General features: G+C 71.0%; 16 protein-coding genes and 2 pseudogenes. 8 read left to right on the top strand and 10 right to left on the bottom strand.

Annotation, left to right across the window (positions count from 1 at the left end; all coding sequences use genetic code 11):
• Positions 1 to 30 precede the first annotated feature (30 nt).
• The 7 genes and pseudogenes from ACWDEW_RS44350 (at position 31) to ACWDEW_RS44320 (ending at position 9,640) form a co-directional block, all read left to right on the top strand.
• Positions 31 to 837, top strand: coding sequence for a carbohydrate ABC transporter permease (locus ACWDEW_RS44350; RefSeq protein ID WP_450521393.1), 807 nt, complete (start codon positions 31 to 33; stop codon positions 835 to 837).
• Between the two features lie 29 nt (positions 838 to 866).
• Complete coding sequence (locus ACWDEW_RS44345; RefSeq protein ID WP_450521359.1) at positions 867 to 3,593, top strand: glycoside hydrolase family 38 N-terminal domain-containing protein; 2,727 nt, start codon at positions 867 to 869, stop codon at positions 3,591 to 3,593.
• 58 nt (positions 3,594 to 3,651) lie between these two features.
• A complete protein-coding gene (locus ACWDEW_RS44340) occupies positions 3,652 to 6,633 on the top strand; it encodes a glycoside hydrolase family 2 TIM barrel-domain containing protein (RefSeq protein WP_450521357.1) in 2,982 nt (993 codons plus the stop codon).
• A gap of 134 nt (positions 6,634 to 6,767) precedes the next feature.
• Positions 6,768 to 8,492, top strand: coding sequence for an MOSC domain-containing protein (locus ACWDEW_RS44335; protein ID WP_450521355.1), 1,725 nt, complete (start codon positions 6,768 to 6,770; stop codon positions 8,490 to 8,492).
• Between the two features lie 229 nt (positions 8,493 to 8,721).
• Positions 8,722 to 8,958 (top strand): hypothetical protein, encoded by a 237-nt coding sequence (locus ACWDEW_RS44330; RefSeq protein ID WP_450521353.1) that lies wholly within the window; start codon positions 8,722 to 8,724, stop codon positions 8,956 to 8,958.
• A 176-nt stretch (positions 8,959 to 9,134) separates the two neighbouring features.
• Positions 9,135 to 9,287: pseudogene (locus ACWDEW_RS44325) on the top strand (sigma factor-like helix-turn-helix DNA-binding protein); the annotation flags it as partial.
• Complete coding sequence (locus tag ACWDEW_RS44320) at positions 9,284 to 9,640, top strand: hypothetical protein (RefSeq protein WP_450521351.1); 357 nt, start codon at positions 9,284 to 9,286, stop codon at positions 9,638 to 9,640. The pseudogene ACWDEW_RS44325 and the gene ACWDEW_RS44320, both read left to right, overlap by 4 nt.
• Here the strand turns inward: ACWDEW_RS44320 and ACWDEW_RS44315 are convergent.
• The 10 genes and pseudogenes from ACWDEW_RS44315 to ACWDEW_RS44270 all read right to left on the bottom strand — a co-directional run bounded on the left by ACWDEW_RS44315 (position 9,618) and on the right by ACWDEW_RS44270 (position 21,280).
• Positions 9,618 to 10,313: pseudogene (locus tag ACWDEW_RS44315) on the bottom strand (PfkB family carbohydrate kinase). The gene ACWDEW_RS44320 and the pseudogene ACWDEW_RS44315 sit on opposite strands and share 23 nt — an antisense overlap.
• 30 nt (positions 10,314 to 10,343) lie before the next feature.
• Positions 10,344 to 11,162: a hypothetical protein gene (locus ACWDEW_RS44310; protein WP_450521349.1), complete on the bottom strand. Its 819-nt coding sequence runs from the start codon at positions 11,160 to 11,162 to the stop codon at positions 10,344 to 10,346.
• A complete protein-coding gene (dgoD, locus tag ACWDEW_RS44305) occupies positions 11,159 to 12,304 on the bottom strand; it encodes a galactonate dehydratase (protein ID WP_450521347.1) in 1,146 nt (381 codons plus the stop codon). Before dgoD ends, ACWDEW_RS44310 begins: the two co-directional genes overlap by 4 nt.
• On the bottom strand, positions 12,301 to 13,077 hold the full coding sequence (locus tag ACWDEW_RS44300; RefSeq protein WP_450521345.1) for a FadR/GntR family transcriptional regulator: 777 nt from the start codon (positions 13,075 to 13,077) through the stop codon (positions 12,301 to 12,303). Before ACWDEW_RS44300 ends, dgoD begins: the two co-directional genes overlap by 4 nt.
• A 34-nt stretch (positions 13,078 to 13,111) precedes the next feature.
• Entirely contained in the window at positions 13,112 to 13,885 is a 774-nt protein-coding gene (locus tag ACWDEW_RS44295) for an SDR family NAD(P)-dependent oxidoreductase (RefSeq protein WP_450521343.1), read from the bottom strand.
• Between the two features lie 52 nt (positions 13,886 to 13,937).
• Positions 13,938 to 15,998 (bottom strand): alpha-galactosidase, encoded by a 2,061-nt coding sequence (locus tag ACWDEW_RS44290; RefSeq protein WP_450521341.1) that lies wholly within the window; start codon positions 15,996 to 15,998, stop codon positions 13,938 to 13,940.
• Positions 15,995 to 16,843, bottom strand: a complete 849-nt coding sequence (locus ACWDEW_RS44285) for a carbohydrate ABC transporter permease (RefSeq protein WP_450521339.1) — start codon at positions 16,841 to 16,843, stop codon at positions 15,995 to 15,997. The genes ACWDEW_RS44290 and ACWDEW_RS44285 overlap by 4 nt, the downstream gene beginning before the upstream one ends.
• Positions 16,843 to 17,778: a carbohydrate ABC transporter permease gene (locus ACWDEW_RS44280; protein WP_450521337.1), complete on the bottom strand. Its 936-nt coding sequence runs from the start codon at positions 17,776 to 17,778 to the stop codon at positions 16,843 to 16,845. The genes ACWDEW_RS44285 and ACWDEW_RS44280 overlap by 1 nt, the downstream gene beginning before the upstream one ends.
• 1 nt (position 17,779) lies before the next feature.
• Positions 17,780 to 19,072 carry an ABC transporter substrate-binding protein gene (locus ACWDEW_RS44275; RefSeq protein ID WP_450521335.1) on the bottom strand — a complete coding sequence of 431 codons (1,293 nt, stop codon included), beginning with the start codon at positions 19,070 to 19,072 and terminating at the stop codon, positions 17,780 to 17,782.
• Between the two features lie 78 nt (positions 19,073 to 19,150).
• Positions 19,151 to 21,280, bottom strand: coding sequence for a glycoside hydrolase family 27 protein (locus ACWDEW_RS44270; protein WP_450521333.1), 2,130 nt, complete (start codon positions 21,278 to 21,280; stop codon positions 19,151 to 19,153).
• A 223-nt stretch (positions 21,281 to 21,503) separates the two neighbouring features.
• On the opposite strand from ACWDEW_RS44270, the gene ACWDEW_RS44265 reads away from it, so the two are divergent.
• On the top strand, positions 21,504 to 25,547 hold the full coding sequence (locus tag ACWDEW_RS44265) for a discoidin domain-containing protein (protein ID WP_450521331.1): 4,044 nt from the start codon (positions 21,504 to 21,506) through the stop codon (positions 25,545 to 25,547).
• The last annotated feature ends 1 nt before the right edge of the window (position 25,548 follow it).

The raw sequence follows: 25,548 nt of genomic DNA, 5'->3' as shown, positions 1-25,548 counted from the left end.
CGTGAGAGCCAGGTCGGCCGTACGGCCGCCATGGCCCTGATGCTCCTCCTGGCGATCTACTTCCTGCTGCCGATCTACTTCCTGATCGTCGCGGCCACCAAGCCGCAGGGGGATCTGGCCGCCACCAACGGACTGACGTTCTCGCACTTCAACCTGTTCGAGAACCTTCGTGTCCTGTTCAGCCGCAGCGACGGCATCTTCGGCAAGTGGATCGTCAACACCGTGATCTACGCGGTGTTCGGCGCGGTCGTGGGCACGCTGATCTCCGCGCTGTGCGGCTACGCGCTCGCCAAGTTCCAGTTCCGCGGGCGGGAGTTCCTGTTCTCCGTCATCCTCGGCGGAGTTCTCGTCCCCACCACCGCGCTCGCGCTCCCGCTGTTCCTGCTGTTCTCGGCGACCGGGATCGTGAACACGTACTTCGCGGTGTTCCTGCCGAGCATCGTCAGCCCGTTCGGCGTCTATCTCGCCCGGATCTTCGCCAACGCGGCCGTCCCGCAGGAGCTGTTGGAGTCGGCGCGGCTGGACGGCGCCGGTGAGTTCCGCACGTTCTTCTCCGTGGCGTTCAAGCTGATGACGCCGTCGCTGGTGACGATCTTCCTGTTCCAGTTCGTCGCCATCTGGAACAACTTCTTCCTGCCGATGGTGATGCTGCAGAAGGAGTCCCTCTTCCCGATCACGCTCGGCCTCTACGAGTGGAACGGCCAGACCGCCCGCGCCCCGCTCCTCCAGGAGTCCGTCATCACCGGCTCGCTGGTGTCGATCGTGCCCGTGATCATCCTGTTCATCCTGCTCCAGCGGTTCTGGCGCACCGGACTCGCCGCCGGTTCCCTCAAGTGACCGCCCCCGCACAGAAGGTGCCACCCGTCATGAGCGACTCCGCTGTCTTCGTGCCCCATTTCCACTGGGACCGGGAGTGGTACGAGCCCTTCCAGGTGTTCCGGCACCGGCTGGTCACCGCCCTCGACACCGTGCTGGAGACGGCGGAGACGGACCCGGACTTCCGGTTCACCGTCGACGGTCAACTGGCGGCGATCGAGGACTACTTGGAGATGCGGCCGGAGAACCGCGACCGTGTGGCGGCCCTGGTCCGCGAGGGCCGGCTGGCCATCGGGCCGTGGCTGATCCTGCTCGACGAGTTCCTCTGCTCCGGCGAGACCATCGTCCGCAACCTCCAGATGGGGTGGGCGGCGGCCGAGCAACTGGGCGGTGCGATGCCCGTCGGCTATCTGCCGGACATGTTCGGCCACATCGCGCAGATGCCGCAGATCCTGGCGCGGGCCGGCATCGAGCACGCGGCGCTGTGGCGCGGGGTGCCGGGCTCCGTCGACGGCCACGCCTTCAACTGGCGTGCGCCGGACGGCTCCCAGGTGCGCACGGAGTTCCTCTTCGACGGCTACGACAACGGTCTCGACGTACTCCTGGTCCCCGAGCAGATCGGCCGCGCCCTGGGCGACTACGCGGAGATGACGGCCGAACGGTGGGGCGGCGACCCGGTGTTGGCGATGGCCGGCACCGACCACAACGCGCCCGATCCCCAACTGGCGTCCTGGCTGCGGCGGGCCTCCGGCGAGGGGCGCCCCATCACCGTCGCCACGCTCGACGAATACGTCCGCAAGCACGTCCGTGACGAGGTGTCCGCCGTCGTCACGGGTGAGCTGCGCAGCCATGTGCGCGGCAACATCCTTCCGGGCGTGCTGTCGGTGCGGCTCGGGCTCAAGCAACGGATGGCGCTCGCCGAGCGGACGATCGACCATGCCGAGCGCGTGAACGCGCTGTGGTCCCGGCGGGACGACGCGCCGTTCCTCCGCCTCGCCTGGCACAAGATCATCGAGTCGACCGCGCACGACTCGGTCGTCGGCTCCGGCACCGACGAGACCTGCGACCAGGTCGCCGCCCGCCTCGCCGAAGCCGCCCAGACGGCCCGTGCCGTACGGGACGCGGCGCTCGCCGAGCCCGCCGCCCTGGTGCCGAGCGACGGCCATCTGGTCGCCAACCCGCTGCCGTTCGACCGTACGGCGCTGGTCGAGGTGGACGTCGTGGCCCCGCCCGAGGGCACCGCGCTCCTCGCGACGGCCGCCGACGGCTCGACGGCGCCTGTGCAGCTCATCTCCAAGGCGCCGACCGTCCTCAGCGACGAGCGCATGGACGCCTCGCAGCTGGAACGCGTGCTGCGCCGAATCCACCGCCGCGAACTCTTCGGCCGACTGATCGACCACTACGAACTCACCGCCGGTGAGCTGGTCTTCCACCTTGCCGAGGTGCCGGCGAGCGGCCCCTTCGACCTGCTGATCCTGCGCCGCGAGGTCGCAGCGGCAGCCGCGGCACATCCCGGTGGGTGGCGCGTGCTGACGCTGGAGGAGGCCCGGGCGACCGCGCTCGTACCCGTGGACGTCCCGGCCTCCGGGCTGGCGAGCTTCCGGGTCGAGCCGAGCGAAACCACCGCTTCGACCGCGTCCGTCCCCGCCACGGCGACGGACCACACCCTCACGAACGGCCTGGTGGAGGTCACGGTCGCCGCCGACGGCACCCTGGACATCACCGGACCGGACGGCACCGTGCTGTACGGCGTGGGGCGCCTGGTCGACGGCGGTGACCGGGGCGACAGCTACAACTACGCTCCCCCGGCGCAGGACGTCCTGGTCTCGGAGCCCACGGACATCACCGTCGAGGTGCTCGAAACCGGCCCGCTGCGCTCGCGGTTGAGGGTCACGCGAGTCTACGAGTGGCCCAGCGCGCTCTCCCCGGACCGCGATGTGCGCGCCGACCGGACTGTGCCCACGCCGGTTGAGACTCTGGTGGAAGTACGTGCGGGCGAGCCGCTCGTGCGGGTCTCCACCTCCTTCCTGAACCAGTCCGCCGATCACCGGCTGCGTTTCCATGTGCCGCTGCCCGAGCCGGTGACCACGTCGGCGTCCGCAGGGCAATTCGCCGTCACCGAACGCGGGTTGACCGCCGAGGGCGGCTGGGGCGAGTATCCGCTCCCGACCTTCCCGGCCGATTCGTTCGTGTCGGCGGGGGCCGCGACCGTCCTGCTCGACCACTCCAGCGAGTACGAACTCGTCGGCGACGGCTCCGAACTCGCCATCACGCTGCTGCGCGCGATCGGCTCGATCAGTGTCAACATCCACCCCCTGCGCGACGAACCGGCGGCGAGCGAGATCCCGGTACCCGGTGCGCAGGACCTCGGGATGCGGATCGAGAACCGGTTCGCCGTCGTGCCCTCGGCGTCCGGCTGGCAGGGTGCGCACGCGGTGGCGCTCGCCGAGGAGTTCCGGAACGACGTGCTGGTGACTCGTGGAACCGGGCCCGCCGGGCGTCGACTGCCGCCGGATACCACCGAGTTGCGGGTCGACGGGAAGGACGTCCTCGTGTCGGCCCTCCGCCGTGTCGGCCGCGACGACGCTCAAGGCCCCGGCACCGAGGTGCGGTTGACCGCGATGAGCGACACCCCGTCCACGGTCCGCGTGACGGGGACCTTCACCGAGGCCACGACCGTCGATCTGCTGGGCCGGCCGCTCTCCCGCATCCCGGTCGCCGACGCGCTCGAACTCGATCTCGGTCCATGGGAGATCCACTCCGTCGTACTCCGGTAGACCGCCATGATCGAATGCAATACGCCCCGTTCTGCTCTCATGAAAGCGTTGTGACCTCTTGCTCCCCGAGTTCTCCCCCCGTGTTTCCGACCTCGCACCCGGCCGTGGTGCCCTGCGCCCGGCGCGCTCGTGGCTGCACTCCGACGCGATGTCCCTCTCCCTGAACGGGTCCTGGCGTTTCCGCCTGTCCCCCACGGCTTCGGCGCCGGAGGACTTCACAGCCGAGGGCTTCGACGCCGACGGCTGGGACAGCATCCCCGTGCCCGCCCACTGGGTGCTGGAGGGCGACGGCGCGTACGGCCGCCCGATCTACACCAACATCCAGTTCCCGTTCCCGATCGACCCGCCGTACGTCCCGGACGAGAACCCGACCGGCGACTACCGCCGTACCTTCGAGGTGCCCGCCGACTGGTCGGACGCGGAGCGGGTCGTACTGCGCTTCGACGGTGTGGAGTCGCTGTTCAGGGTGTGGGTCAACGGGGTGGAGATCGGCGGCGCGAGCGGCAGCCGACTGGCCCACGAGTTCGATGTGACGTCCGCGGTGCGGCCCGGTGAGAACGTGGTCGCGGTGCGGGTGCACCAGTGGTCGGCGGCCAGCTATGTCGAGGACCAGGACCAGTGGTGGCTGCCGGGCATCTTCCGCGATGTCACCCTGGTCGCCCGGCCGGCCGGGGGCGTCGAGGACGTCTGGCTGCGGACCGGCTTCGACGACGGGCGCGGCCGGGTCGAGGCGGAGATCACCGCCGACGCGACGGCGTTCCCGGTCACCCTGCGCATCCCCGAACTGGGCGTGGATCAGGTCTGGGCGTCGCCGGCCGACGTGGCGCCCGTCGACATCGCCGCCGTGGAGCCTTGGTCCGCCGAGCAGCCTCGCCTCTACGACGCCACGGTGTCGACGGATGCCGAGACGGTCTCCCTGCGGGTCGGCTTCCGTACGGTCGAGATCCGCGGGGACCAGTTCCTGGTCAACGGGCGCCGGGTCGTGTTCCACGGCGTGAACCGGCACGAGACGCACCCGGAGCGCGGCCGGGTCTTCGACGAGGCGCACGCCCGTGAGGACCTGGCGCTCATGAAGCGCTTCAATGTGAACGCGATCCGCACCAGCCACTACCCGCCGCATCCCCGGCTGCTGGACCTCGCCGACGAGCTCGGGTTCTGGGTGATCCTGGAATGCGACCTGGAGACGCACGGTTTCGACAAGGTCGGCTGGACCGGCAACCCCAGTGACGACCCGGCCTGGCGCGAGGCGTACCTCGACCGGATCGAGCGCACCGTCGAGCGGGACAAGAACCACCCCAGCATCGTGATCTGGTCGCTCGGCAACGAGGCCGGCACCGGCAGCAACCTCGCCGCCATGTCGGCGTGGGTCCACGCCCGCGACGCCGGACGCCCCGTCCACTACGAGGGCGACTACACCGGCGAATACACCGACGTCTACTCCCGTATGTACGCGTCCGTGCTGGAGACCGAGCAGATCGGCACCGACGGCTCACGCGCCCCGCTGCTCAACTGCACGCCCGCGCAGGGCGCCCGGCAGCGCACCAAGCCGTTCCTGCTGTGCGAGTACGCGCACGCGATGGGCAACGGGCCGGGCGCGTTCGACCAGTACGAGGCGCTGGTGCGTGAACACCCGCGTCTGCACGGCGGTTTCGTCTGGGAGTGGCGCGACCACGGCATCCTGGCCACGGCCCCGGACGGGACGCCGTACTACGCGTACGGCGGCGACTTCGGGGAGGTCATCCATGACGGCAACTTCGTGATGGACGGCATGGTGTTGAGCGACGGCAGCCCGACGCCCAGTCTGCACGAGTTCAAGGCCGTCGTGGCGCCGGTGGACTTCGCGTTCGACGGCGACAAGGTCGCGATCACGAATCTGCGGCACACGGCCGACACGTCCGACCTGCGGTTCCGCTGGCGCGTCGAGCACGACGGAGTGCCGGTGGATTCAGGGGAGTTGGAGGTCCCGTACCTCGGGGCGGGCGACTCGGGGTGGGTGTCGCTGCCGCCGGTCGCGGTGTCGCCCGACGCGGAGACCTGGCTGACGATCGACGCGGAGCTGGCCCGGGACACGGCGTGGGCGTCCGAGGGTCATGTGGTGGCAACTGCCCAGCTGGACCGCTCGGTTCGCCGCCCGGTACCCGGTGTCCGCCCCCGCACCGGCTGGCGGCCCGGCGACGGCACCCTCACGCTCGGTGTCGCCGAGTTCGTCGGCGGATCCCTCGTGCGCCTCGGTGAACGTGCCGCGTCGGGGCCCCGGTTGGAGCTGTTCCGCGCGCCGACCGACAACGACAAGGGCGCCTGGGGCGAGGTCGAGGAGAGCGACGCGAGTGTCTCGGGGGTGTCCAACGCCGAGCTGTGGCTCCGCGACGGACTGGACCGGCTGACCTCTCGGCGGGTGTCCGTGGAGCAGACCGTCGACGCGCTGCGCACGGTCGACAAAGTCTCGGCCGCCGACTCGGGACTGTCGGTGCTGGTGGAGTCCGTCTGGTCGCGGGAGAGCGACGGCGAGGTGGAACTGCGAGTGGAGATCCAGCCCTCGCACGGCTGGAAGACGGTGTGGCCGCGGATCGGGGTGCGTTTCGAGCTGCCCGACGGCACGGCTCCCGTCGACGGCGCCGAGTGGTTCGGCCTGGGCCCGCTGGAGTCCTACCCCGACAGTCTGCGCGCGGCCCGGGCCGGCCGGTTCGCCGCCCGTATCCGTGACCTCTCGGTCGAGTACGCGCGGCCCCAGGAGACAGGACACCGCTCCGCCGTGCGCCGCATAGCGCTGACGGCCGGCGACACCGAGGTACTGCGCGTCGAGGCACTCCCCGACACACAGGGCCGCCGTCCCGGCTTCACACTGAGCCGTCACACACCGCAGGAGATCGCCCGGTCCGGACACCCGTTCGAACTACCCGCTTCGACATCGAGCCACCTGACCGTCGACGCCGCCCAGCACGGCCTCGGCTCCCGGGCCTGCGGCCCGGACGTGTGGCCCGCGTTCGCGCTGCGCCCGGAAGCCCGCACGATCAGGCTCCGGATCACGGCACCGAACTAGACCGGTACGTCGCTGGGGGCGCGGTCTCGCACGGCGTGGACTGCGCCCCCAGTATGGGAGAGGACGACCGCCGTCCCGGCGCGACCGTGCCGGTCGACCCGTGGGAAGAAGTTCCCCGTGGCAAGGAGTTCCCCATGCCCACCCTGCTGTCGGTGAATGTCGGGATGCCGAAGGACGTTCCGTGGGAGGGCAGGACCGTCCGCACCGGTGTGTGGAAGTACCCGGTGCGAGGCCCGGCAATGGTCCGCCGGCTCAACATCGACGGCGACGGCCAGGGCGACACCGCCGGTCACGGCGGCGAACAGCGGGCCGTGCTCGTCTACCAGATCCAGTCGTACCGGCACTGGCGGCGGCACTTCGGCCGCGACGACCTCGGCTACGGCCAGTTCGGGGAGAACCTCACCGTGGACGGCCTTCTCGACACCGAGGTGTGCATCGGCGACCGGTACCGCATCGGCGAGGCCGAGTTCGAGGTCACCCAGCCGCGTGTCACCTGCTACCGGGTCGGCATGCGCTTCGGCGAGCCCGAGCTGGCCGCCCTGCTGGTGAGCCATCACCGTCCCGGCTTCTACATGCGCGTCCTCCGCGAGGGGCAGGTGCGGGCCGGCGACCGGATCGTACGGACCAGGACCGGTCCGGGCGCGCTGAGCGTGGCCGACACCGACGCGCTGCTCTACCTCCCCGGCCGCGACCCCGCCAAGCTGCGCCTCGCCCTCGACGTGCCCGCGCTGAGCCCCGGTTGGCAGGGCTCCTTCCGCGAACTGCTCGCCGCGGCCGACAATGCGCGGCCCGCCGCCCGCCCGGCCTGGGACGGTTTCCGCCCGCTGCGGGTGACCGACGTGACCGCCGAGAGCACGACGGTCACCTCGATCCGGCTGGCCGACCCCGACGGCTCCCCGCTCCCGGGCGCCCGCGCGGGCCAGTACCTCACCCTGCGCGTCCCCACCACGACCGGCCCCGCCCCCGTGCGCAGCTACTCGCTCTCCGCCGCGCCCGACGCCGGCAGCTACCGGATCAGCGTCAAACACGAGCCGCACGGCAAGGCGAGCGGCTACCTGACCACGCGGCTACGGCCCGGCATCGACCTCCAAGTCGCCGCACCACGCGGCGAGTTCGTGTACGCCGAAGGCAACGGGCCGGTGCTCCTGGTCTCCGCCGGCATCGGCCTGACGCCGGTGCTGTCCATGCTGCACGCGCTCGCCGCCCGGAAGAGCGAACGTGAGGTCTGGTGGATCCACGGTGCCCGCGGCCCCCGCGAACACCCCTTCGCGGCCGAGGCACACGACCTGCTCGCCTCGCTACCGCACGCGCACGAGCACGTCTTCTACAGCGCGGCCACACCCGAGGAACGGCAGCACGCCCACGCCTCCCCGGGCCGTCTCACGAAGGACAGGCTGCTCGCGCTGTCCGTCCCGGCCGACGCGACCGCCTACGTCTGCGGCCCCGCCCCCTTCATGACCGACATACGGCAGGCGCTCACCGAGGCAGGCATCGATCCGACGCACGTCCACACCGAGTTGTTCGGGGCCCTGGCAGCCATCAACCCTGGTCTCACCGGACAGCCCTCCCGAGCGCCCCACCAGCCCCCGGGGCCGCCCGGCACCGGTCCGACGGTGACCTTCGCGCGCAGCGGTCTCACCGTCCCGTTCGACGAGGGAAGGCGCAGTGTGCTCGAACTCGCCGACGCCTGCGACGTCCCCACCCGCTGGAGCTGCCGCACCGGCGTCTGCCACACCTGCGTGACGCCCCTGCTGTCCGGCGCGGTCAGCTACTCCCCCGAACCGCTCGAAGCACCGGCGGCCGGTGAGGTTCTGATCTGCTGTGCCCGGCCCAGGACGGACCTCGTCCTCGACTTGTAGGGCCGACGCGGACTCGTCGTAGAGAAGCTTCTTCCGACCTGCAACCTCGATGCGGTCGGAACGTCTGTCCGGGTGGAGGCGCCTCCGAGCCAGGGTCTTCGCCACGGGAAGCCACCTGTGGCGGCGGCCCGACAGACCGTTCGCCATCGACGATTCGAGGAATCACATGTCCGCAGGTCAGTCTGCTCGCAGCAGCCTCCGCCCGGGCCGGGTGCGTCTCGCTCTCGGAGTGACCACCGCCGCTGTCGCGCCCGCCGTCGGCGGGTCCCTGAACACGGCCCACGCCGACACGGCCCGGGTCGCCCCGCACCACACGTCCGACACCATCGACGTGGGTCTGTGCGACGACACTCCGGACACGAGCCCGGTGGAGGCCCTGGCGGGCGGGGTGGACAAGCACCCGAAGCCCGTCCCGCAGCGGACGTTCACCTCCGTCCTCGACTGTGCCCGTTCCGGGCGGCGGTGACCCGGTCGACGCGGTGCCCGTCCCGGTCCGTGGCGACCCGGTCGAGGCGGTGCCCGGTGGATACGACTCCACCCCCGCCCACCACGTGAGGGATGCCCGGATCGCTCCCGTCAAGCGCTGACGGACGCGCCACGACCGGCCCGCCCGGGCCGGGGTGGAGCCGCCAGGTCACCGCCCGGCGGCAGCGCGAAGTGCTGGTCCTGCGGTACTGGTCCCATCTCGGCGAGGCGCAGATCGCCGACACGCTGGGGCTGTCCCGCGGTGCGCTCAAGTCCACGGCGAGCCGGGCACTGGTCGCCCTGCGCAGAGAGTTGCAGGCTCCCCGGTGATCGAACAGGACCTCGGTTCCGGTGTCCCGCCGGACTCCGTCGAACAGCGGCTGCGCGACGCCCCGCGCGCCCGGGCCGACTCCGTGGACCTGTCCGCGCTGCGAGCCGCCGTCCCGCCGACCGCGCGGGCCCGGTTCCGTCTCACGGTCGTCCGGCCCGACCGCCGTACCGCTCTCGCGCTGCTGGTCGTGGCCGCCGCGGTGGTCGGTGTCCTGTTCGCGGCGACGCACCTGGACCACAGGACGCCGGTCGGGCCCGCGCGTCATCCGTCGGTGTCGCCCACCTCGGGTGACATGGACGCCAGCCCCGACGCTCCCGGATCGAACCCGGTCACCGCGGTGCCCCATCCCTGACCGGGACGGCCAACTGCCTTGCCTCTGCGGCCCATTCGTCGGCCGACAGTGCGAGGAGCCGTTCGATCCGGGCGCTGTCCGGCAGGGGTCCGTGGTCGGCCGTGACCTTGAGTGCCGACGCGGCCGTGATGTGTCCCAGCCGCAGCGCGCGCTCCATGCCCCCGCCGTGCAGCAGACCGGTGAGCACTCCGGCGGCGAGCGCGGTGGCCACCAGGCTCCGGCAGGACGGAGACAGGGCGGCGGTCACGCCCGTGAGGTGGAGGACGGAGGCGGACGCGAGCCGGTCGTCGTCGAGGACGTCGGGGCCCATCGCGGAGGCCGCCGAGTTGCGGCGGTAGTAGTGGACGCGGGTCCGGGAACCGGACGGCTCCTTCACGAGCAGGCCCGTGGGCCGTCCGGGGTCGCGGCGCACTCCGCCCACGTCGACTCACGCCGCTCCGACCTCGGCCAGCACCCGCCGTCCCAGCGCGTCGTCCCCCACGGCCGAGAGCCAGGACACGGGGATGCCCAGGTCCGCCAGGTACATGGCCACGTTCGACTCGGCGCCGGCCACCGACACCCGCAGGTCGTCGGCGCTCTCCAGCGACGCGGACGGCGCGGGCGCCAGGGCCGCCATGGTCTCCCCGATGCAGACCACGGCCACACCGGTCGCTCGGGCGTCTTCAAGATCCATGTGACGAATTCCCTTCCCGTGCAGGTCGGTTCAGGCGCAACGGCAGTGTGTGGTCAGCGTCAGCCGCCACCGCACCTCGCCCGAGGCGGGCACCAGGGCGGCGTCGCCGGGGCCCGCCTCGGCGAGGTCGAAGACGCGGCCGAGCATCGGTTCGACGCCCGTGCTGCGGTACGGATCCGGGGCGGGAAAGCCGCCCAGGTTGCGCCACAGGGCGATGGACAGGGGCTGCCCGTCGGCTTCGAGGGCGAGCGAGAGCCGGTCGGCCCGGTCGTGGACGCAGCAGTGCGAAGCGTCCACGACAGCTCCTACGGCGGTGCCGTCGTCGGGCCCGAACCGGTCGAGGCGCAGTCCGCGCGGCGCGGGCCAGTCGCCCTCCACCCACGGCGCACCCTCCGGCCACACTCCGTCCACCAGCGGCGCCGCCTCGGGGAAGAGCCGGGTGCGCGCTCCCTCGCGGAGGTGCAGCCGTGCCTGGTCGGAGAGGTCGAGCAGGGCGTGTGCGGCCCATACGAAGCGGAAGCCGGCGTCGGCCGTCAGCACATAGTCGGCCTCGGCACCGCCGGTGGTGCCGCGCACCGTGCGTGTCAGCGTGAAGCGGTCGCAGCGGACGACGTCCGCCTCTCCCTCCCGCGTCCAGGGCCGTGACCAGGCGTCTCCGTGGTCGAGGTTGCCGCGGACCGTGGGGACGCACTCCTCCAGTCCGCCCGCGTCCACGAAGGCGTCACTGGGCAGCACCTTGTCCCGCTCGGGTGCCTCCCGCCGCCACAGCCACTCGCGGTCCCCCGCCCGCAGCGAGGTCCAACGCCCGCCGTGGGCACGGTCGATAACGATGTCCAACGGCACGGTCACCACTCCGCGAAGGAGCCGTCGGGGTGCCGCCACACGGGGTTGCGCCAGGCGTGACCGATGCGGTCGGCGGCACGTACGGCGGTCTCGTCGACCGTGATGCCGAGGCCGGGGGCGTCGCCGCGCACGGCGTGACCGTCGACGAACCGGAACGGCGCGGGGTCGACGAGGTAGGACAGCAGGTCGGCGTCCTTGTTGTAGTGGATGCCCCGACTCTGTTCCTGGATGAGGAAGTTGGGGGTGGCGAACGCGACCTGGAGACTGGCCGCCAGCGCGATCGGACCGAGCGGGCAGTGCGGGGCGAGCTGGGCTCCGTAGGCCTCCGCGAGGGACGCGATGCGGTGCACCTCCGAGATGCCTCCGGCGTGCGACAGGTCGGGCTGGACGACGGCGATGCCCGCGGCGAGCGGGGGCAGGAACTCGGCGCGTCCGTAGAGGCGTTCACCGGTGGCGAGGGGTACCGGGCTCGACTCGACCAGTCCGGCCAGCAGATGGCCGTGCTCGGGCAGCACCGGCTCCTCCACGAACAGCGGGTGCAGCGGGGCGAGTTCGGACAGGACACGGCGGGCGGCGGGGGCGGTGAAGCGGCCGTGGCAGTCGACGGCGACATCGCGGTCGGGGCCGAGTGCCTCGCGGGCGGCGGCGACGCGGGCGACGATCGCGGCGGTCTCGGCGGGGGTGGGGATCGGTGAGGTGGCGCCGGCGGCGTTCATCTTCACGGCGGTGAAGCCCGCCTCGACCTGGGCGGCGATCTGCTCGCTCAACTCGGCGGGTTCGTCGCCGCCGACCCAGGCGTAGACCCGGACTCGGCCGCGCACCGGGCCGCCGAGCAGCGCGTGCACGGGGGCGCCGTAGGTCTTCCCGGCGATGTCCCACAGCGCCTGGTCGAGGCCGGCGACGGCGCTGGAGAGGATCGGGCCGCCCCGGTAGAAGCCGCCCTTGGACATCACCTGCCAGTGGTCCTGGATGCGCAACGGGTCCTGGCCGACGAGGTGTTCGGCCAGCACGTCGACCGCGGCGCGCACCACCTCGGCGCGCCCTTCGACGACCGGTTCGCCCCAGCCGACCACGCCTTCGTCGGTCTCGACCCGGCAGAACAGCCAGCGGGGTGGGACGAGGAAGGTCTCGATACGGGTGATCTTCACTGGGAGCGGGAGCCTTCCGTCTCTTCGGAGCCTGTCTCTTCGGAGCCTGTCTCCGAACCCTCTTCGGACTCGCCGAGCCGGTCCAGGTCGCGCCCTGCCTGGTCGAGCAGGGCCCGCATCGCGGCCTCGGCGGCCTGCGGGTCCTGGTCGCGTACGGCGTCCAGGACGGCGCGGTGGGCCGGGACCGGGTCCTCGCTGTACGGGGCGCTGTGCACGATGCGGTCGCGGTGCGCGAGGCCCGACTCGATCACCATCTCCATGCGTTCGAGGAGTTCGTTGTGGGTGGCGGCGAGCAGCGCGCGGTGGAAGGTGAGGTCGGCCTCGACGGCGTGGGCCGCGTCGCCACCCTCCTCCCCCATCGCGTCGAGGGCGCCGTCCAGCGCGGCCAGGTCCGCGTCGGTGCGGCGCTGGGCGGCGAGGCGGACGGCGGCGGGTTCGATGATGGCGCGGACTTCGGCGAGGTTGTGCAGCAGCGCCCGGTCGGACTCGACGGTGGAGGCACCCTCGAACTGCCAGCGCAGCACGTCCGCGTCGAGCAGGTTCCACTCGGCGCGGGGGCGCACGAACGTACCGCGACGCTGACGGGCGTCGACCATTCCCTTGGCCGCGAGCACCTTCAGCGACTCGCGCAGCGCGGTCAGACTCACGTCCAGCTCGCTCTGCAGCGCGACCAGATCCAGCGTGGCCCCTTCGGGGATCCCCCCGCCCAGGATGCGGCGGGCGAGGACTTCCACGGTCTGGCCGTGCACGCCGCGACGGGCATAGGGCGTCATGTCGTACAGCCTTTCTGCTGTTGGGGGAGCGTGGTCACGCGGAGGCCTTGACGACGCTCCAGCCGCCGTCCACCACGAGACTCGTACCGGTGATGTAGGACGCCTCGTCGGCGCCGAGGAACGCGATGGCCGCGGCCACCTCCTCGGGTGTGCCGAAGCGGCGGGCGGCCGTCTCGGCGATGCTGCGTTCCCGTTCCTCTGGCGGCACTCTGTCCCAGGCGGCTGTGAGGATCGGTCCCGGCACGACGGCGTTGACGCGCACAACTGGACCGTATTCGACGGCGAGTTGGCCGCACAGGGAGAGCAGGGCCCCTTTGGCGGAGGCGTAGGCGGGATGCCCGGGCAGGCCCCTGTACGCGTGCACGGACGAGGTCAGCACCACCGCGCCCCGCCGCTCCTCCAGATCGGGCAGCACCGCCCGGAAGCCGAGGAAGCTGCCGGTCAGGTTGACGTCGAGCTGCCGCTGCCAGGAGGCGAGGCTCATCTTGTGGGCCGGTGTGACATCGACGGTGAAGGCGTTGCTGACGAGGACGTCGACGGGCCCGAAGCCGTGCGCGGCCCCGACGATCCGCGTCCAGTCGTCCTCGGCCGCGACATCGGCGGCCACGAACCGGGCCCGCGCGCCGTCCTTGCCGATGCGTTCCGCCACCGCCTCGCCCCGCTCCTCGGCGATGTCGACGAGCACGACGGCCGCTCCCTCCTCGGCGAGGCGTACGGCCGTGGCGGCGCCGATTCCCGAGGCCGCTCCGGTGATCACGGCCGTGCGCCCGGTGAAGCGGGCGCCGTGCCGTCGTACGGGCTGGTCCATCGTGGGGTTCGACTCCTTCGCGCGTCAGGGCTTGCTGGAAACATAACGGGGCTCACTCGCGCAGCAGCACGACCAGGTCGGCATCATGATCGGCACTCCACGCGAACGGCAGCCCGTGGTGCAGCAGATGGGCTCCGCCGTACGAGGTCCCGGTCGCCGTGTCCCGATAGCGCGCCGCCGGTTCGAGTCCCCGCAGCCGGAGCCGGGCCGGGCGCCCCGGCACGAGCGGGGCCCCGTCGAGCCGCCCGGTGCTCAGCGCGGCGACGACGGTCCGGTCACCGGCGTTGTACTGCACACCGCAACTCGGCTCGTCCGGTGTACCGAGGAGCCGAGCCTCACCATGGTGGATCACGTCCCGCACCTCCTTGTAGCGCGCGATCCAGCCGGCGGCCTCGGCCCGCTGCTCCGGCGTCCAGGCGCGCAGGTCCGCGCCGATGCCCAGGACTCCGCACATGGCGTTGACGAAGCGGAAGGCGAGGCTGCGCGGGCGCGGGTCGAAGACGCCGGGCGCGTCGGTGACCCAGGAGCTCATGACGTGCGGGGCGTGGGCGTGCAGGAAGCCGTACTGGATCCTCAGCCGGTCCAGCGGGGCGGTGTTGTCGCTGGGCCAGACCACGTCCGTGCGCGCGACGGTCGCGTGCTCGATCCGGCCGCCGCCGCCCGCGCAGCCCTCGACGGTGACGTCGGGGTGGGCGGACCGGAGGTGGTCGAGGACGCGCAGGTATCCGGCGACGTGCTCGGCGTCCAGGTCGACGCGACCGGCGCCGGGGCGTCCGCGTTCGGTGGGCGGCCGGTTCATGTCCCACTTCAGGTAGCCGATGTCGTACGTGCCGAGGAGCCGGTCGAGTGTGCCGATCACGAAGTCCTGGACGTCGGTCCGGCCCAGGTCCAGGAGCAGCTGGTTGCGGACGAGCCGGCCGGGGCGGCCCTCGATCCGGTAGACCCACTCGGGGTGTTCGGCGTGCAGACGGCTGCCCGGGCTGACGGACTCGGGCTCTGTCCACAGGCCGAAGTCCAGTCCCAACGCCCTTACGTCCGCGATGAATCGGTCGAATCCCTGAGGGAAGGCGGCCGGGTCCGGCCACCAGTCGCCGAGTCCCGCGGTGTCGTCGGCGCGTCCGGTGAACCAGCCGTCGTCGACGACGAACAGCTCGGCCCCGATGTCGGCGGCCGTCTTCGCCAGCTCCAGCTGCCCGGCCGCTTCGACGTCGAAGCCGGTGGCCTCCCAGGAGTTGTAGAGGACCTTGCGGGGGCGGTGGAGGCGTTCGCCGGAGAGGTGTCGTTCGTAGCGGTGCCAGACGCGGGAGAGTCCGTCGAGGCCGTCCGGGCTGAAGGCGCAGGCGAGTTGGGGGGTGGCGAGGGTTTCGCCGGGTCCGAGCAGCACGGCGGCCTCGTGCGGGACGCGGCCCGCTCGCACCCGTAGGGCACCGCCGGGTTCGGCCTCGGCGGTGATGTGCCAGTTGCCGGGCCAGGCGAGGGCGATGCCGTACGCGGCCGGCGCCTCGCCGTCCTGCACCGCGAGCCACGGTGCGTACGCGTGGCCCGGGACGCCTTGCAGGCTGCCGATGGTGAACGTGCCTCTGGGCAGTTCGAGTTGGGTGCGCTGGAACTCCTGCGACCACTGGCCGGTGAGGTACGTGAGGCGGGCGGTTCCGGTGACCGGGATGTTCACCGCGGCCGAGCCGAGCCGCTCCAGCCGGAGTTCGGCCGTGGCGGTGAACTCCGCCCGTCGGAGGATCACGTCCGTGCCCGGCACGGTCTCGTAGTGGAGGACGGTACGCAGGCCCAGCTGCTCATCGTGGAAGGCGAACCGCAGCGCGGTCTCCTCCACCTCCACACCGTCGAACTCCCACCACGAGCCCCGGTCCCCGTCCGGGCCCGAGACCACCAGCTCCGATCCGGTGAACGGCCTTGTCCCGTACGGCAGATACTCGGCGGGAGCCGCGTCGGCGGGCGTGATGAAGTGGGTGCGCCGCGACCAGTCGAGGGCGGACGGGCCGTCCTCGACACCGAGCGGTCCCCAGGAGTCGAGTTCGACCCAGGGGCCGTCCGGGGACAGGCGCACGGTGTAGCTGGTGTTCTCGGTGCGCAAGGTCCAGCGCTGGTAGGTCACTTGACCGCCCCGAGGTTGAGGCCGGCCACGAAGTGCCGCTGGAAGCGCAGGAACACGGCGACGGTGGGTGCGGCGGCGATCACGGAACCCGCCGCGATGACGTTCCACATCGACACGAACTGGCCCTGGAGTCCGATGAGGGCGGCGGTGATCGGCATTTTGGTGTCGCTGCGCAGGACGGTGATGGCCCACAGCAGGTCGTTGAAGATCCAGGTGAAGGACAGGGCACTGAGCGCGGCGAGGGCGGGGCGGGTCAGCGGGAGGATGATCCGCCAGAAGATCTGCCAGGGTCCCGCGCCGTCGACGACCGCCGCCTGCTGGATCTCCGCCGGGATCGACCGCATGAATCCGTGCAGGACGAAGACGTAGAAGCCGACGCCGAAGCCGATCTGTACGCCGATGAGTGCGGGCAGGGTGTCGAAGACTCCCATCACCTCGCTGAGCTTGGACACCGGGATGAGGAGGATCTGCGGCGGGAGCAGATTGCCGCCGAGCATGAGGAGCAACAGGGAGCGGCGGAAGGGGACTTCGTAGCGGCTGAGGGCGAACGCGGCCATTGAGGCGAGGGCCAGCGTGACCAGTACGCAGGGGATCGTGACGATCAGGCTGTTGATGAGGGCGCGTTGCTGGCCGCCGTCGACCCAGGCCTGGCGGAAGTTGCCGAGGGTGAAGGAGTGCGGCCAGCTGCCCAGGCCGTTGGCGGCGATGTCGTCGAAGGAGCGCAGGCTGGTGACCACGACCAGGGCGATGGGCAGCAGCCACAGGAGCGCCAGCGCGCCGGCGCCCAGGTGGAATCCGGCGGTCGCGGCACGCTTGCGGCGCAGGGCCGTGGAGTTGGCGGACATCAGTCGGCCTCCCGGAACGCGCGGACGAGGTAGGAGCAGATGACGCCGAAGGCCAGCACGAAGATGACGGCGGCGAGTGCGGAGCCGTAGCCAAGTCGTAGGGACTGGAAGGCCGTTGAGTACATGTAGGTGCTCAGCAGCTCGGAGGAGTGGTAGGGGCCACCGCGGGTCAGTGACCACACGACGTCGAAGGAGCGCAGCGAGTCGATGACGATGACGGACAGAACCACCGCGTTGACGCTGCGGAGTTGGGGCAGGGTGACGTGTCGCAGGCGTTGCCAGGCGCTGGCGCCGTCGACCTTGGCGGCCTCGTACAGGGCGGGGTCGATGCCCTTGAGGCCGGCCAGGTACAGGACCATGACGTAGCCGATCTGGCGCCAGAGCGCGGGCACGATCACGGCGTAGAGGGCGGTGTCCTGGTCGGCGAGCCAGGCGTGGCGGAGGCTGCCGAGGCCGACGGATTGCAGGAGTTGGTTGAGGACGCCGTCGGGCTGGTAGATGGCCTGCCAGACCAGGGCGGTGGCGACCAGGGAGAAGACGACCGGCAGGAACAGGGCCGCGCGGTAGAAGCCCACGCCACGGCGCTCCTGTTGGAGCAGGAGGGCGGCGGCGAGGCCGAGCAGGGCGGAGAGGCCGCCGAAGAGGACGAGCCAGAGGACGGTGTGGCCGGTCGCGCTGCGGAAGACGTCGTCGTGGGCCATCTCCCGGAAGTTGTCCAGGCCGATGAACTGCGGTGGAGAGACGCCGTCCCAGCGGGTGAAGGCGAGGTAGAAGCCCTGCACGGCGGGCCAGAACACCCACACCGCCTCGACGAGCAGCGGGACGAGAACGAAGGCGAGGACCAGCGGGGGTGTGCGCCGGGGCCCCCGGACCCGCTTGCCCTGGGCGGGCGTTCGGGCCGGGGACTTCCGGTCGGGCGCGGTCAGGACGGCCATGTCAGGCGTTCCAGATCTTCTCGGCATCGCGCTGCCAGTCGGTGAGGATGCTCCCGATCGACTTGGGCTTGGCCAGGAACTTGGTCAACGCGTTGTCCGCGGTGGGCTGGAGGGCGTCGCTGGAGTCCCGGTTGAAGAACTGGGTGATCTCGGCCGCCTCCGCGACATGCGCGCGGCCCTTCTTGACCAGCGCGGTGCCCGAGTCCTTCGCGTCGGGGTTGCAGGGCAGGACGGTGCCGGAGGAGCCCTTGATGTAGATCTCCTGGGCCTCGGCGGTGGCGAGGTACTTCATCAGGTCGATGACCTGGTCGCGGCGGCCGGTGCGGGCGCTGGCGAAGTAGCCGTCGACAGGCGCCTCTTCGGCCAGCGGGACCTTCGAGTCGATGACCGGGAAGCGGAAGAAGTCGATGTCGTCGAGGGCGTTCTTGGGGGCGGCGTCGGCGAAGAAGGTACCGATGAGCATCATGCCGCTGCGGCCGTTGAGCAGGGAGGTGGTGGCGTCCTGGAAGGCGACGGCGGCGCCGTTCGGGTCGAAGTACGGCAGCACCTCCTGCCAGCGGTCGAAGACCTTGCGCACCTCGGGGTCGGTGAACCTGTGCTTCCCGGCGAGGAGTTGGCGGTGGTAGTCGGCGCCGTTGATCCGGATGTCGAGGTAGTCGAACCACGCCGAGGCCACCCAGGCCGTGCCGCCGCCGGCGCCGAGACCGATCGGGTTGACGCCCTTCTTCTTGAGCTTGTCGCACAGGTCGAGGAACTCGTCCCAGTTCTTGGGCTCGCTGACGCCCCACTTGGCGAAGTTGGACTTCCGGTAGAACATGCCCCACCAGTAGTAGGTGCTGGGCACGAAGACCTTCTTGCCCGTACTCGTCGACGTGCAGAGCGAGTTGAGCGCCTTGGTGTAGCGCTTGAGGTCGGGCGAGGTGGTCCACGCCTCGTCGAGGTCGAGCAGCAGGTTCTTCTTCGCGTACGCGTTCGCCACCGAGCCGGGGTACCAGGTGTACACGTCGGGCGGGTTGGCCGAGGTGAGGTAGGTCGGCAGCTGGGTGCGGTAAGTCTCTGCGGCGACGGTGTTGAGGCTCGCCTTCTCGGACCCCTTCTTGGCGTAGGCGGCGACGAGGTCCTTCATCGCGGCCTTGGCCTGCGGGGCGGAGAGGTTGGACTGGAGGGTCACCGCGCCCTTCGAGGAACTCTTGCCGGTGGAGGTCGAGGTGACACAGCCGCTGAGCAGCGCCGCCGCCCCCGTGGCGCCGAGCCCGGCGAGGAACCGGCGTCTGTCTGGCTGGTGGTTCGTCATGGATGGCTCCCTGTGGATCCCTCGCGGGCGGATCCAGATTCGCGTGGCGTCCCCACCACGTCAAGAATAATTACTAATTTATTTGACCTGAGCCCGATGCACGTAGCCGTCGACGCCCCGGTACACCGCGTCGACCGTTCCGCCCGGCCCGGCCACCGCACCGAGCGCGCCGTCGAACGCGGCGCTGGGGAAGGCCACTTGCTTGGTCCACCCCTGCCAGGCGCCGCTCTGATACCGCTGCTGCCAGAGCGTGTAGTCGGCGGCCCGCGCGTACAGCACCACGGCGTCTCCCACGGCGACCAGCGTCGGACTGCCGCTGACGGTCCCGCCGAGCGAGCTCCACGGCGACCACTCCCCCGACGTGTCCCGGGACCGCGTCCACACGTCGTCGGCCGCGCTGCGCACGGCCACATGGACCTGCCCCTGCGCGTCCACGACGGCGGACGGCCGCCCGTACACCGCACGGCCGCCGGGTGCGCCGAGCGAGGACCAGCCGGTCGCCGGACCGCGCCGCACGACCTGCCCGTCCGAGCCCGTGGCGAACAGGGTCCAGTGCCCGGGATCGGTGAAAGCCACCGAGGGCGCGTCCGCCACCTGCCCGCCGAGACCCTGCCAGGCGCCCCAGCCGCCGGCGGTGAACACCCGCCGGTACACCCGCGAGTCGGTGCCGCGCACGAAGACGTCGATCCGGCCGCCGGTCGAGGCGTACGCGGCGGGCTGGCCGAGGATCCGGCCCTTCGTCGGACCGCCGAGATCCTTCGCCTTCCCATCGGCCTGCTGGACGAGCGAGCCGTGCGGGCCGCGCAGGAAGGTGGTCAGCGTGTCGCCGTCGCGGACGACGGCCGGACTCGCCGTGGCCCGCTGCCCCAGATTCGTACCGGGCAGGGCATCGGCGCCCGTCAGCTTCAGGAAGGCGGTGCCGTGCGCGGGGACCTCGACGGTGTACGACTCCGAGTGCGCGCCCCGGTCGGCGCGAGCCCGCAGGTCCCGTACCTGGACCGGTCCACCGAGCCCGGCGTCCGCGAACCGCACGGTGCGCAGGGCGGGTTGGTCCGACCGGTTGAGCAACACGACCGCGCGCTGCCCGCGCCCCTGAAGGACCTTGCTGTACACGTCGCCGACCGAGTCGGTCGCGACGCGCACGCCCTGAATGGCCAGCGGGTCCTGGTCGACCCCGATGATCTCCGGGTTGCGCAGGGTGGCCAGCATGGAGTCGGACAGGGTGCGGGGGTCGGAGCCGAGGACGAGCGGCGAGCCCATCTCGGCCCACATCACGAACTGGCTGGTCGACTCCTCCTGGCTCAGCTCGTACGACCCGTCGGTCATCCTGCGCATCGGAATGAGGTAGTCGGGGTCGTTGTAGTGACCGGGTCCCTGCGCCTCGGGGTGCCAGGCGTTGGCGTCCATGTTGCGCAGGATGTTGGGCCACTGTCCGGGGCTCGCGGTGCCCCAGGCGATGTCTGTCCCGGTGCGCCAGGAGTCGGCGGTCGTCGGGCCGTAGACGTAGGTGTTGTGCGCGTCCTGCTCCGGTGTGTGCGGCAGGCCCCAGTCGTCGGTGAGCGGGTTGCACAGGTTGAGCAGCATCTTGCGGCCCGACTTGGCGACCGCGTCGCTGAACTCCTTGAAGGCCGGGCCCGGATCGAGTTTGGCGCCGATGCCGCACAGGAAGTCGACCTTGACCGCGTCGATCTTCCAGCCGGCGAACTGCCGGGCGTCCTGGTCGTAGTACCCGCGGCTGCCCAGCCCGCAGCTCTTGCCGCCGTCGTAGGTGCCGGCGTCGGTGTAGATGCCCGCGCGCAGTCCGCGTTTGTGGAGATAGGAGACGAGCGCGGGGATGCCGGAGGGGAAGCGGTCCGGGTTGGCGACCAACTGCCCCTGCGCGTTGCGCGGGTTGTCGGCCTGCCAGCCGCCGTCCAGCCACACGATGTCGTACCCGCTGTCCCGCAGACCGCTGCTGACCAGCTTGTCCGCTACGGAGCGCACCTGCTGTTCGGTGGGCGCGCCGAGCCCGTAGTAGGTGTTCCAGCCCATGTACGGCGTCGGCGCGAGACCGCTGTCGTAGTAGTCGGGGGCGCCCTGGTCGGTGCCGGTCCGAGCGGTGGCCGCCGGGGCCGCGGTCGCCGCCAGTACGGTCGCGATGGCGATCACGGTGGCCCGGCGGGTCAGTCTCGTTGCCGCGGGTGTGCGGACCTGCGGAGATGAAATCACGTGCCTCTCCCGGAGGTTGGGAAGCAGGAGGACGTGACGCGGGCCGCACTGCGACAGGGGGCCGGGGGCGTCACGGCGACGACTGTGGCGTGCGGCCGAAACCCTGTCAACATTAATTCCTAATTTATTAGAAGGCCGCTTCAGGGGTTGACACAGCTTCCCTCGCGTCCCAGCCTTTGGCAACGTTGTCAGTACCGCCGGTTTTTGATGGGACATCACGCTCATGACAGATCAGTCGGGTTCACCACACGTGTCGCGCCGCGCCTTCGTCACCACGGGTTCCGGTCTGCTGGCCGGCTTCGGTCTCGGTTTCTCCACGCCCGCGTCGGCCACCCCCTCCTCCCCCGCCCACCCCGGTGAACTCGCCCTGTACCGGCCCGTATCGGTCTCCTCGACGGCCTACGCGCCGACCCCGGGTTCGTTCGTGGTGGACCGGCTCAACTCGCCGGGTGTGCGCGGCAGCGGATGGCGTGCCGGGCCGGGCGACCCCCAGTGGATCTCGATCGATCTCCAGACTCCGTGCGAGGTCACGTCCATCCGCCTCACCTTCGAAGGCGACGCGAACGACCCGGTGTTCACCCCGCCCACCTCGGGCAACCCGGCCGACGGCACGACGGGCAAGGAGATCCAGTCCAGTTACTCGGTCGAGTACGTCGTCGAGACCTCGACCGACCACACCACCTGGACCGGCGTGTACCGCACCACGGCCGGCACGGGCGGAGTCGTGGACATCCAACCCCCGCACCCGGTCACGGCACGCTGGATACGGCTGACCTCGACCCGCCGCTCCAACCCCAACCCCCTTGGCCTGAACGGCTTCGAGGTCTACGGCACCGTCAAGGGCCACCGTCCGTCGGCCACGGGCTGGACGGACTGGGGCACCCACACCGGCCCGGTGCCGAAGCTGGCCGTGGCCGAGGACGGCACGGTTCCGGTGGAGTCCGGCTGGCGGCTGACGCTGGACGACTGGGCCGGTGCGGACGGTACGGAGCTGTCCAAGTCGTCGTTCGACACGAGCAGTTGGCTGCCGGCCACCGTGCCCGGCACGGTACTGGCCTCGCTCGTGGACCAGGGCAAGCTGCCCGATCCCGTCGCGGGACTGAACAACCTCCATGTCCCCGAGGCGCTGTCACGCCATGCGTGGTGGTACAAGCGGGACTTCGAGCTGCCGCGCGGTCTGCGGACCGGGGCCGGGCGCCGGACCTGGCTGGAGTTCGACGGAGTCAACCACACGGCCGACATCTGGCTCAACGGCCACCACGTCGGCGGACTCACGTACCCCTTCGCCCGCTCGGCCCTCGATGTGACCCAACTGCTCGCTCCGGGCGGGACCAACGCGCTCGCGGTGAGGATCACGCCGATGCCGGTTCCCGGCAGCCCCGGCGACAAGGGCCCGGCCGGCGAGTCCTGGGTGGACGCGGGCGCGAACCAGATGAACCTCAACTCCCCCACCTATCTGGCCGCTTCGGGCTGGGACTGGATGCCGGCGGTACGCGACCGGGCCGCCGGCATCTGGAACCACGTGCGGCTGCGCTCGACCGGCCACGTGGTGATCGGCGATCCGCGTGTCGACACCCTGCTGCCGGACCTGCCCGGTCTGTCTGTCGCCGACCTGACGGTGGTCGTCCCGGTCCGCAACGCCGACACGGCCGACCACCGGACGACGGTCTCCGCGGCCTTCGGCGACGTACGCGTCAGCAAGGCCGTCACCGTGCCCGCAGGGGAGAGCGTCGACGTCGTGTTCACTCCCGACGCCTTCGCCCAACTGCGTTTGCGCGAACCGACGTTGTGGTGGCCCAACGGTATCGGCGAACCCACGCTCCACCAACTCACCCTGGTCGCCTCGCTCGACGGCGCGGAGAGCGACCGCCGCACCACCCGCTTCGGCATCCGCCAGTTCGGCTACGAGTACGCGGTGCCGCTGCCGTTCGCCGACTCCGGTGACGCGTATACCCAGTCGGTGACCTTCGACCGGCAGCAGGCCAGGTTTGTGCGCATCAAGTGCCTTACCCGGGCCTCCGGTTGGGGTTACTCCCTGTGGACCCTGGCCGTACGCGACAGCGCCCGGGCCGCGACCGACCTGGCTCTGCACGCACAGGCCGACGCGTCGAGCACGGACGGGGACGACCACGGCGCGGGCAACGTGACCGACGGCGATCCCGGCACCCGCTGGTCCTCGGCCTACGAGGACGACCAGTGGATCCGGGTCGACCTGGGGTCGGTGCAGTCCTTCGACGGGGTCGACCTGGTCTGGGAGCAGGCGTACGCGAAGACCTTCGTGGTGCAGGTCTCCACCGACAACGCGAACTGGACCGACGCCGCCTCCGTGGACAACGGCGCGGTTCCCCTGCCCTTCAACAACGGCAACGCCAGCCTGCAGACAGAGGACTTCGCGCCCCGCACCGCACGCTACGTCCGGATCAACTGCGGTCTGCGCAACACCAGTTGGGGCAACTCCCTGTGGTCCCTGAACGTCATCGACAGCACGGCCCCCGGCACCGACCTCGCTCTCCACCGTACGACGACCGCCTCCACCGAGGATCCCGATCACCCGGCCGCGCACGCCACGGACGGAGATCCGGGCACCCGCTGGTCCTCGGCCTACGAGGACCACCAGTGGATCCAGGTCGACCTGGGCTCCTCGAAGAGGTTCGACCGGGTCGCCGTGGTGTGGGAGTCGGCGTATCCGAAGACGTATGTGATCCAGGTGTCGGACGACGCTGACACCTGGACCGATGTGAAGTCGGTGTCCAACACGCCGGATCCGCTGAAGATCAGCGTGAACGGTGTACGGGTGCTGGCCCGGGGCGGCAACTGGGGCTGGGACGAACTGCTGCGCCGGATGCCGCCGGAGCGGACGGACGCGGCCGTGCGGATGCACCGGGACATGAACTTCACCATGATCCGCAACTGGGTGGGCACCTCCGACCGGGAGGAGTTCTTCGCCGCCTGCGACGAGCACGGAATCCTGGTGTGGAACGATTTCCCCAACGCGTGGGGCATGGATCCGCCGGACCACGACGCCTTCAACTCCCTTGCCCGGGACACGGTGTTGCGCTACCGCATCCACCCCAGCGTGGTCGTCTGGTGCGGCGCCAACGAGGGCAACCCGCCCACCGCGATCGACCAGGGCATGCGCAAGGCCGTGGAGGACCAGGTCCCCGGCGTCCTCTACCAGAACAACTCGGCCGGCGGCATCATCACCGGCGGCGGACCCTACGGCTGGGTAGAGCCGGAGAAGTACTTCGACCCGGCGACCTACGGCAGCAAGGACTTCGGTTTCCACACCGAGATCGGCATGCCCGTGGTCTCCACGGCCGCGAGCCTGCGGAACATGACGGGCGACGAACCGGAGTGGCCGATCCGGGGCGCCTGGTACTACCACGACTGGAGCGAGCGCGGGAACCAGGCACCGCAGACGTACAAGGCGGCCGTGGAGACGCGCCTCGGGGAGGCGACCGGCCTGGACGACTTCGCACGCAAGGCGCAGTTCGTCAACTACGAGAACACGCGTGCCATGTTCGAGGCCTGGAACGCGAACCTCTGGGACAACGCCAGCGGGCTCATGCTGTGGATGTCCCACCCCGCCTGGCACAGCACGGTCTGGCAGACGTACGACTACGACTTCGACGTCAACGGCACCTACTACGGCGCCCGTTCGGCCTGCGAGCCGCTGCACGTCCAGGCCGACCCCGAGGGACAGGTCATCGCCGTCAACCACACGCGCGCCGCACTGCGCGACGCCGTGGTCTCCGCGCAACTGCTCGACCTGTCCGGCCGTCGGCTCGGCGGGAACAGGAGCGCCCGGCTGGATGTCGCACCGGCCGCGACCGCGAAGGCGTTCAGCATCCCTTGGACCGACGGCCTGCCCGATCTGCATCTCCTGCGCCTGACGCTGGAGGACGGTGGCGGGCGGCTCCGGTCGCGGAACACGTACTGGCGCTATCGCACGCCGGCGGCCATGCGGGGCCTGGGCGGGGCGCCGCGGACAACGATGTCGGCGACGCTTGGGCGCGTGACCCGTTCCGGGCTCACCGCCACCGTCCGCAACGACGGTCCCGCCGTCGCCGCGATGGTCCGGCTCTCGCTGACGAACGGCACGACCGGCCACCGTGTGCTGCCCACGCTGTACAGCCACAATTACCTGTGGCTGCTGCCCGGCGAGTCGCAGACCGTCACCCTGTCCTGGCCGGCCAGGGCACTGGCCTCGGGGCGTCCACTGCTGACAGTGGAGGCCTACAACAGCCGCCCCGCGACGGCGCGTTGAC

The organism is Streptomyces sp. NPDC001100 (assembly GCF_053598575.1).
Note: the sequence above shows the minus strand (reverse complement) of the source record. Positions and strands in the feature narration are given on the sequence as shown.

Bases quoted from the DNA above. Each gene is read 5' to 3' on its own strand.
- ACWDEW_RS44350 (WP_450521393.1), top strand. From the start codon at position 31: ATGGCCCTGATGCTCCTCCTGGCGATCTACTTCCTGCTGCCGATCTAC.
- ACWDEW_RS44285 (WP_450521339.1), bottom strand. From the start codon at position 16,843: ATGTCCGCCAACTCCACGGCCCTGCGCCGCAAGCGTGCCGCGACCGCC.
- ACWDEW_RS44280 (WP_450521337.1), bottom strand. From the start codon at position 17,778: ATGGCCGTCCTGACCGCGCCCGACCGGAAGTCCCCGGCCCGAACGCCC.
- ACWDEW_RS44265 (WP_450521331.1), top strand. From the start codon at position 21,504: ATGACAGATCAGTCGGGTTCACCACACGTGTCGCGCCGCGCCTTCGTC.
- ACWDEW_RS44335 (WP_450521355.1), top strand. From the start codon at position 6,768: ATGCCCACCCTGCTGTCGGTGAATGTCGGGATGCCGAAGGACGTTCCG.
- ACWDEW_RS44295 (WP_450521343.1), bottom strand. From the start codon at position 13,885: ATGGACCAGCCCGTACGACGGCACGGCGCCCGCTTCACCGGGCGCACG.
- ACWDEW_RS44275 (WP_450521335.1), bottom strand. From the start codon at position 19,072: ATGACGAACCACCAGCCAGACAGACGCCGGTTCCTCGCCGGGCTCGGC.
- ACWDEW_RS44345 (WP_450521359.1), top strand. From the start codon at position 867: ATGAGCGACTCCGCTGTCTTCGTGCCCCATTTCCACTGGGACCGGGAG.
- ACWDEW_RS44300 (WP_450521345.1), bottom strand. From the start codon at position 13,077: ATGACGCCCTATGCCCGTCGCGGCGTGCACGGCCAGACCGTGGAAGTC.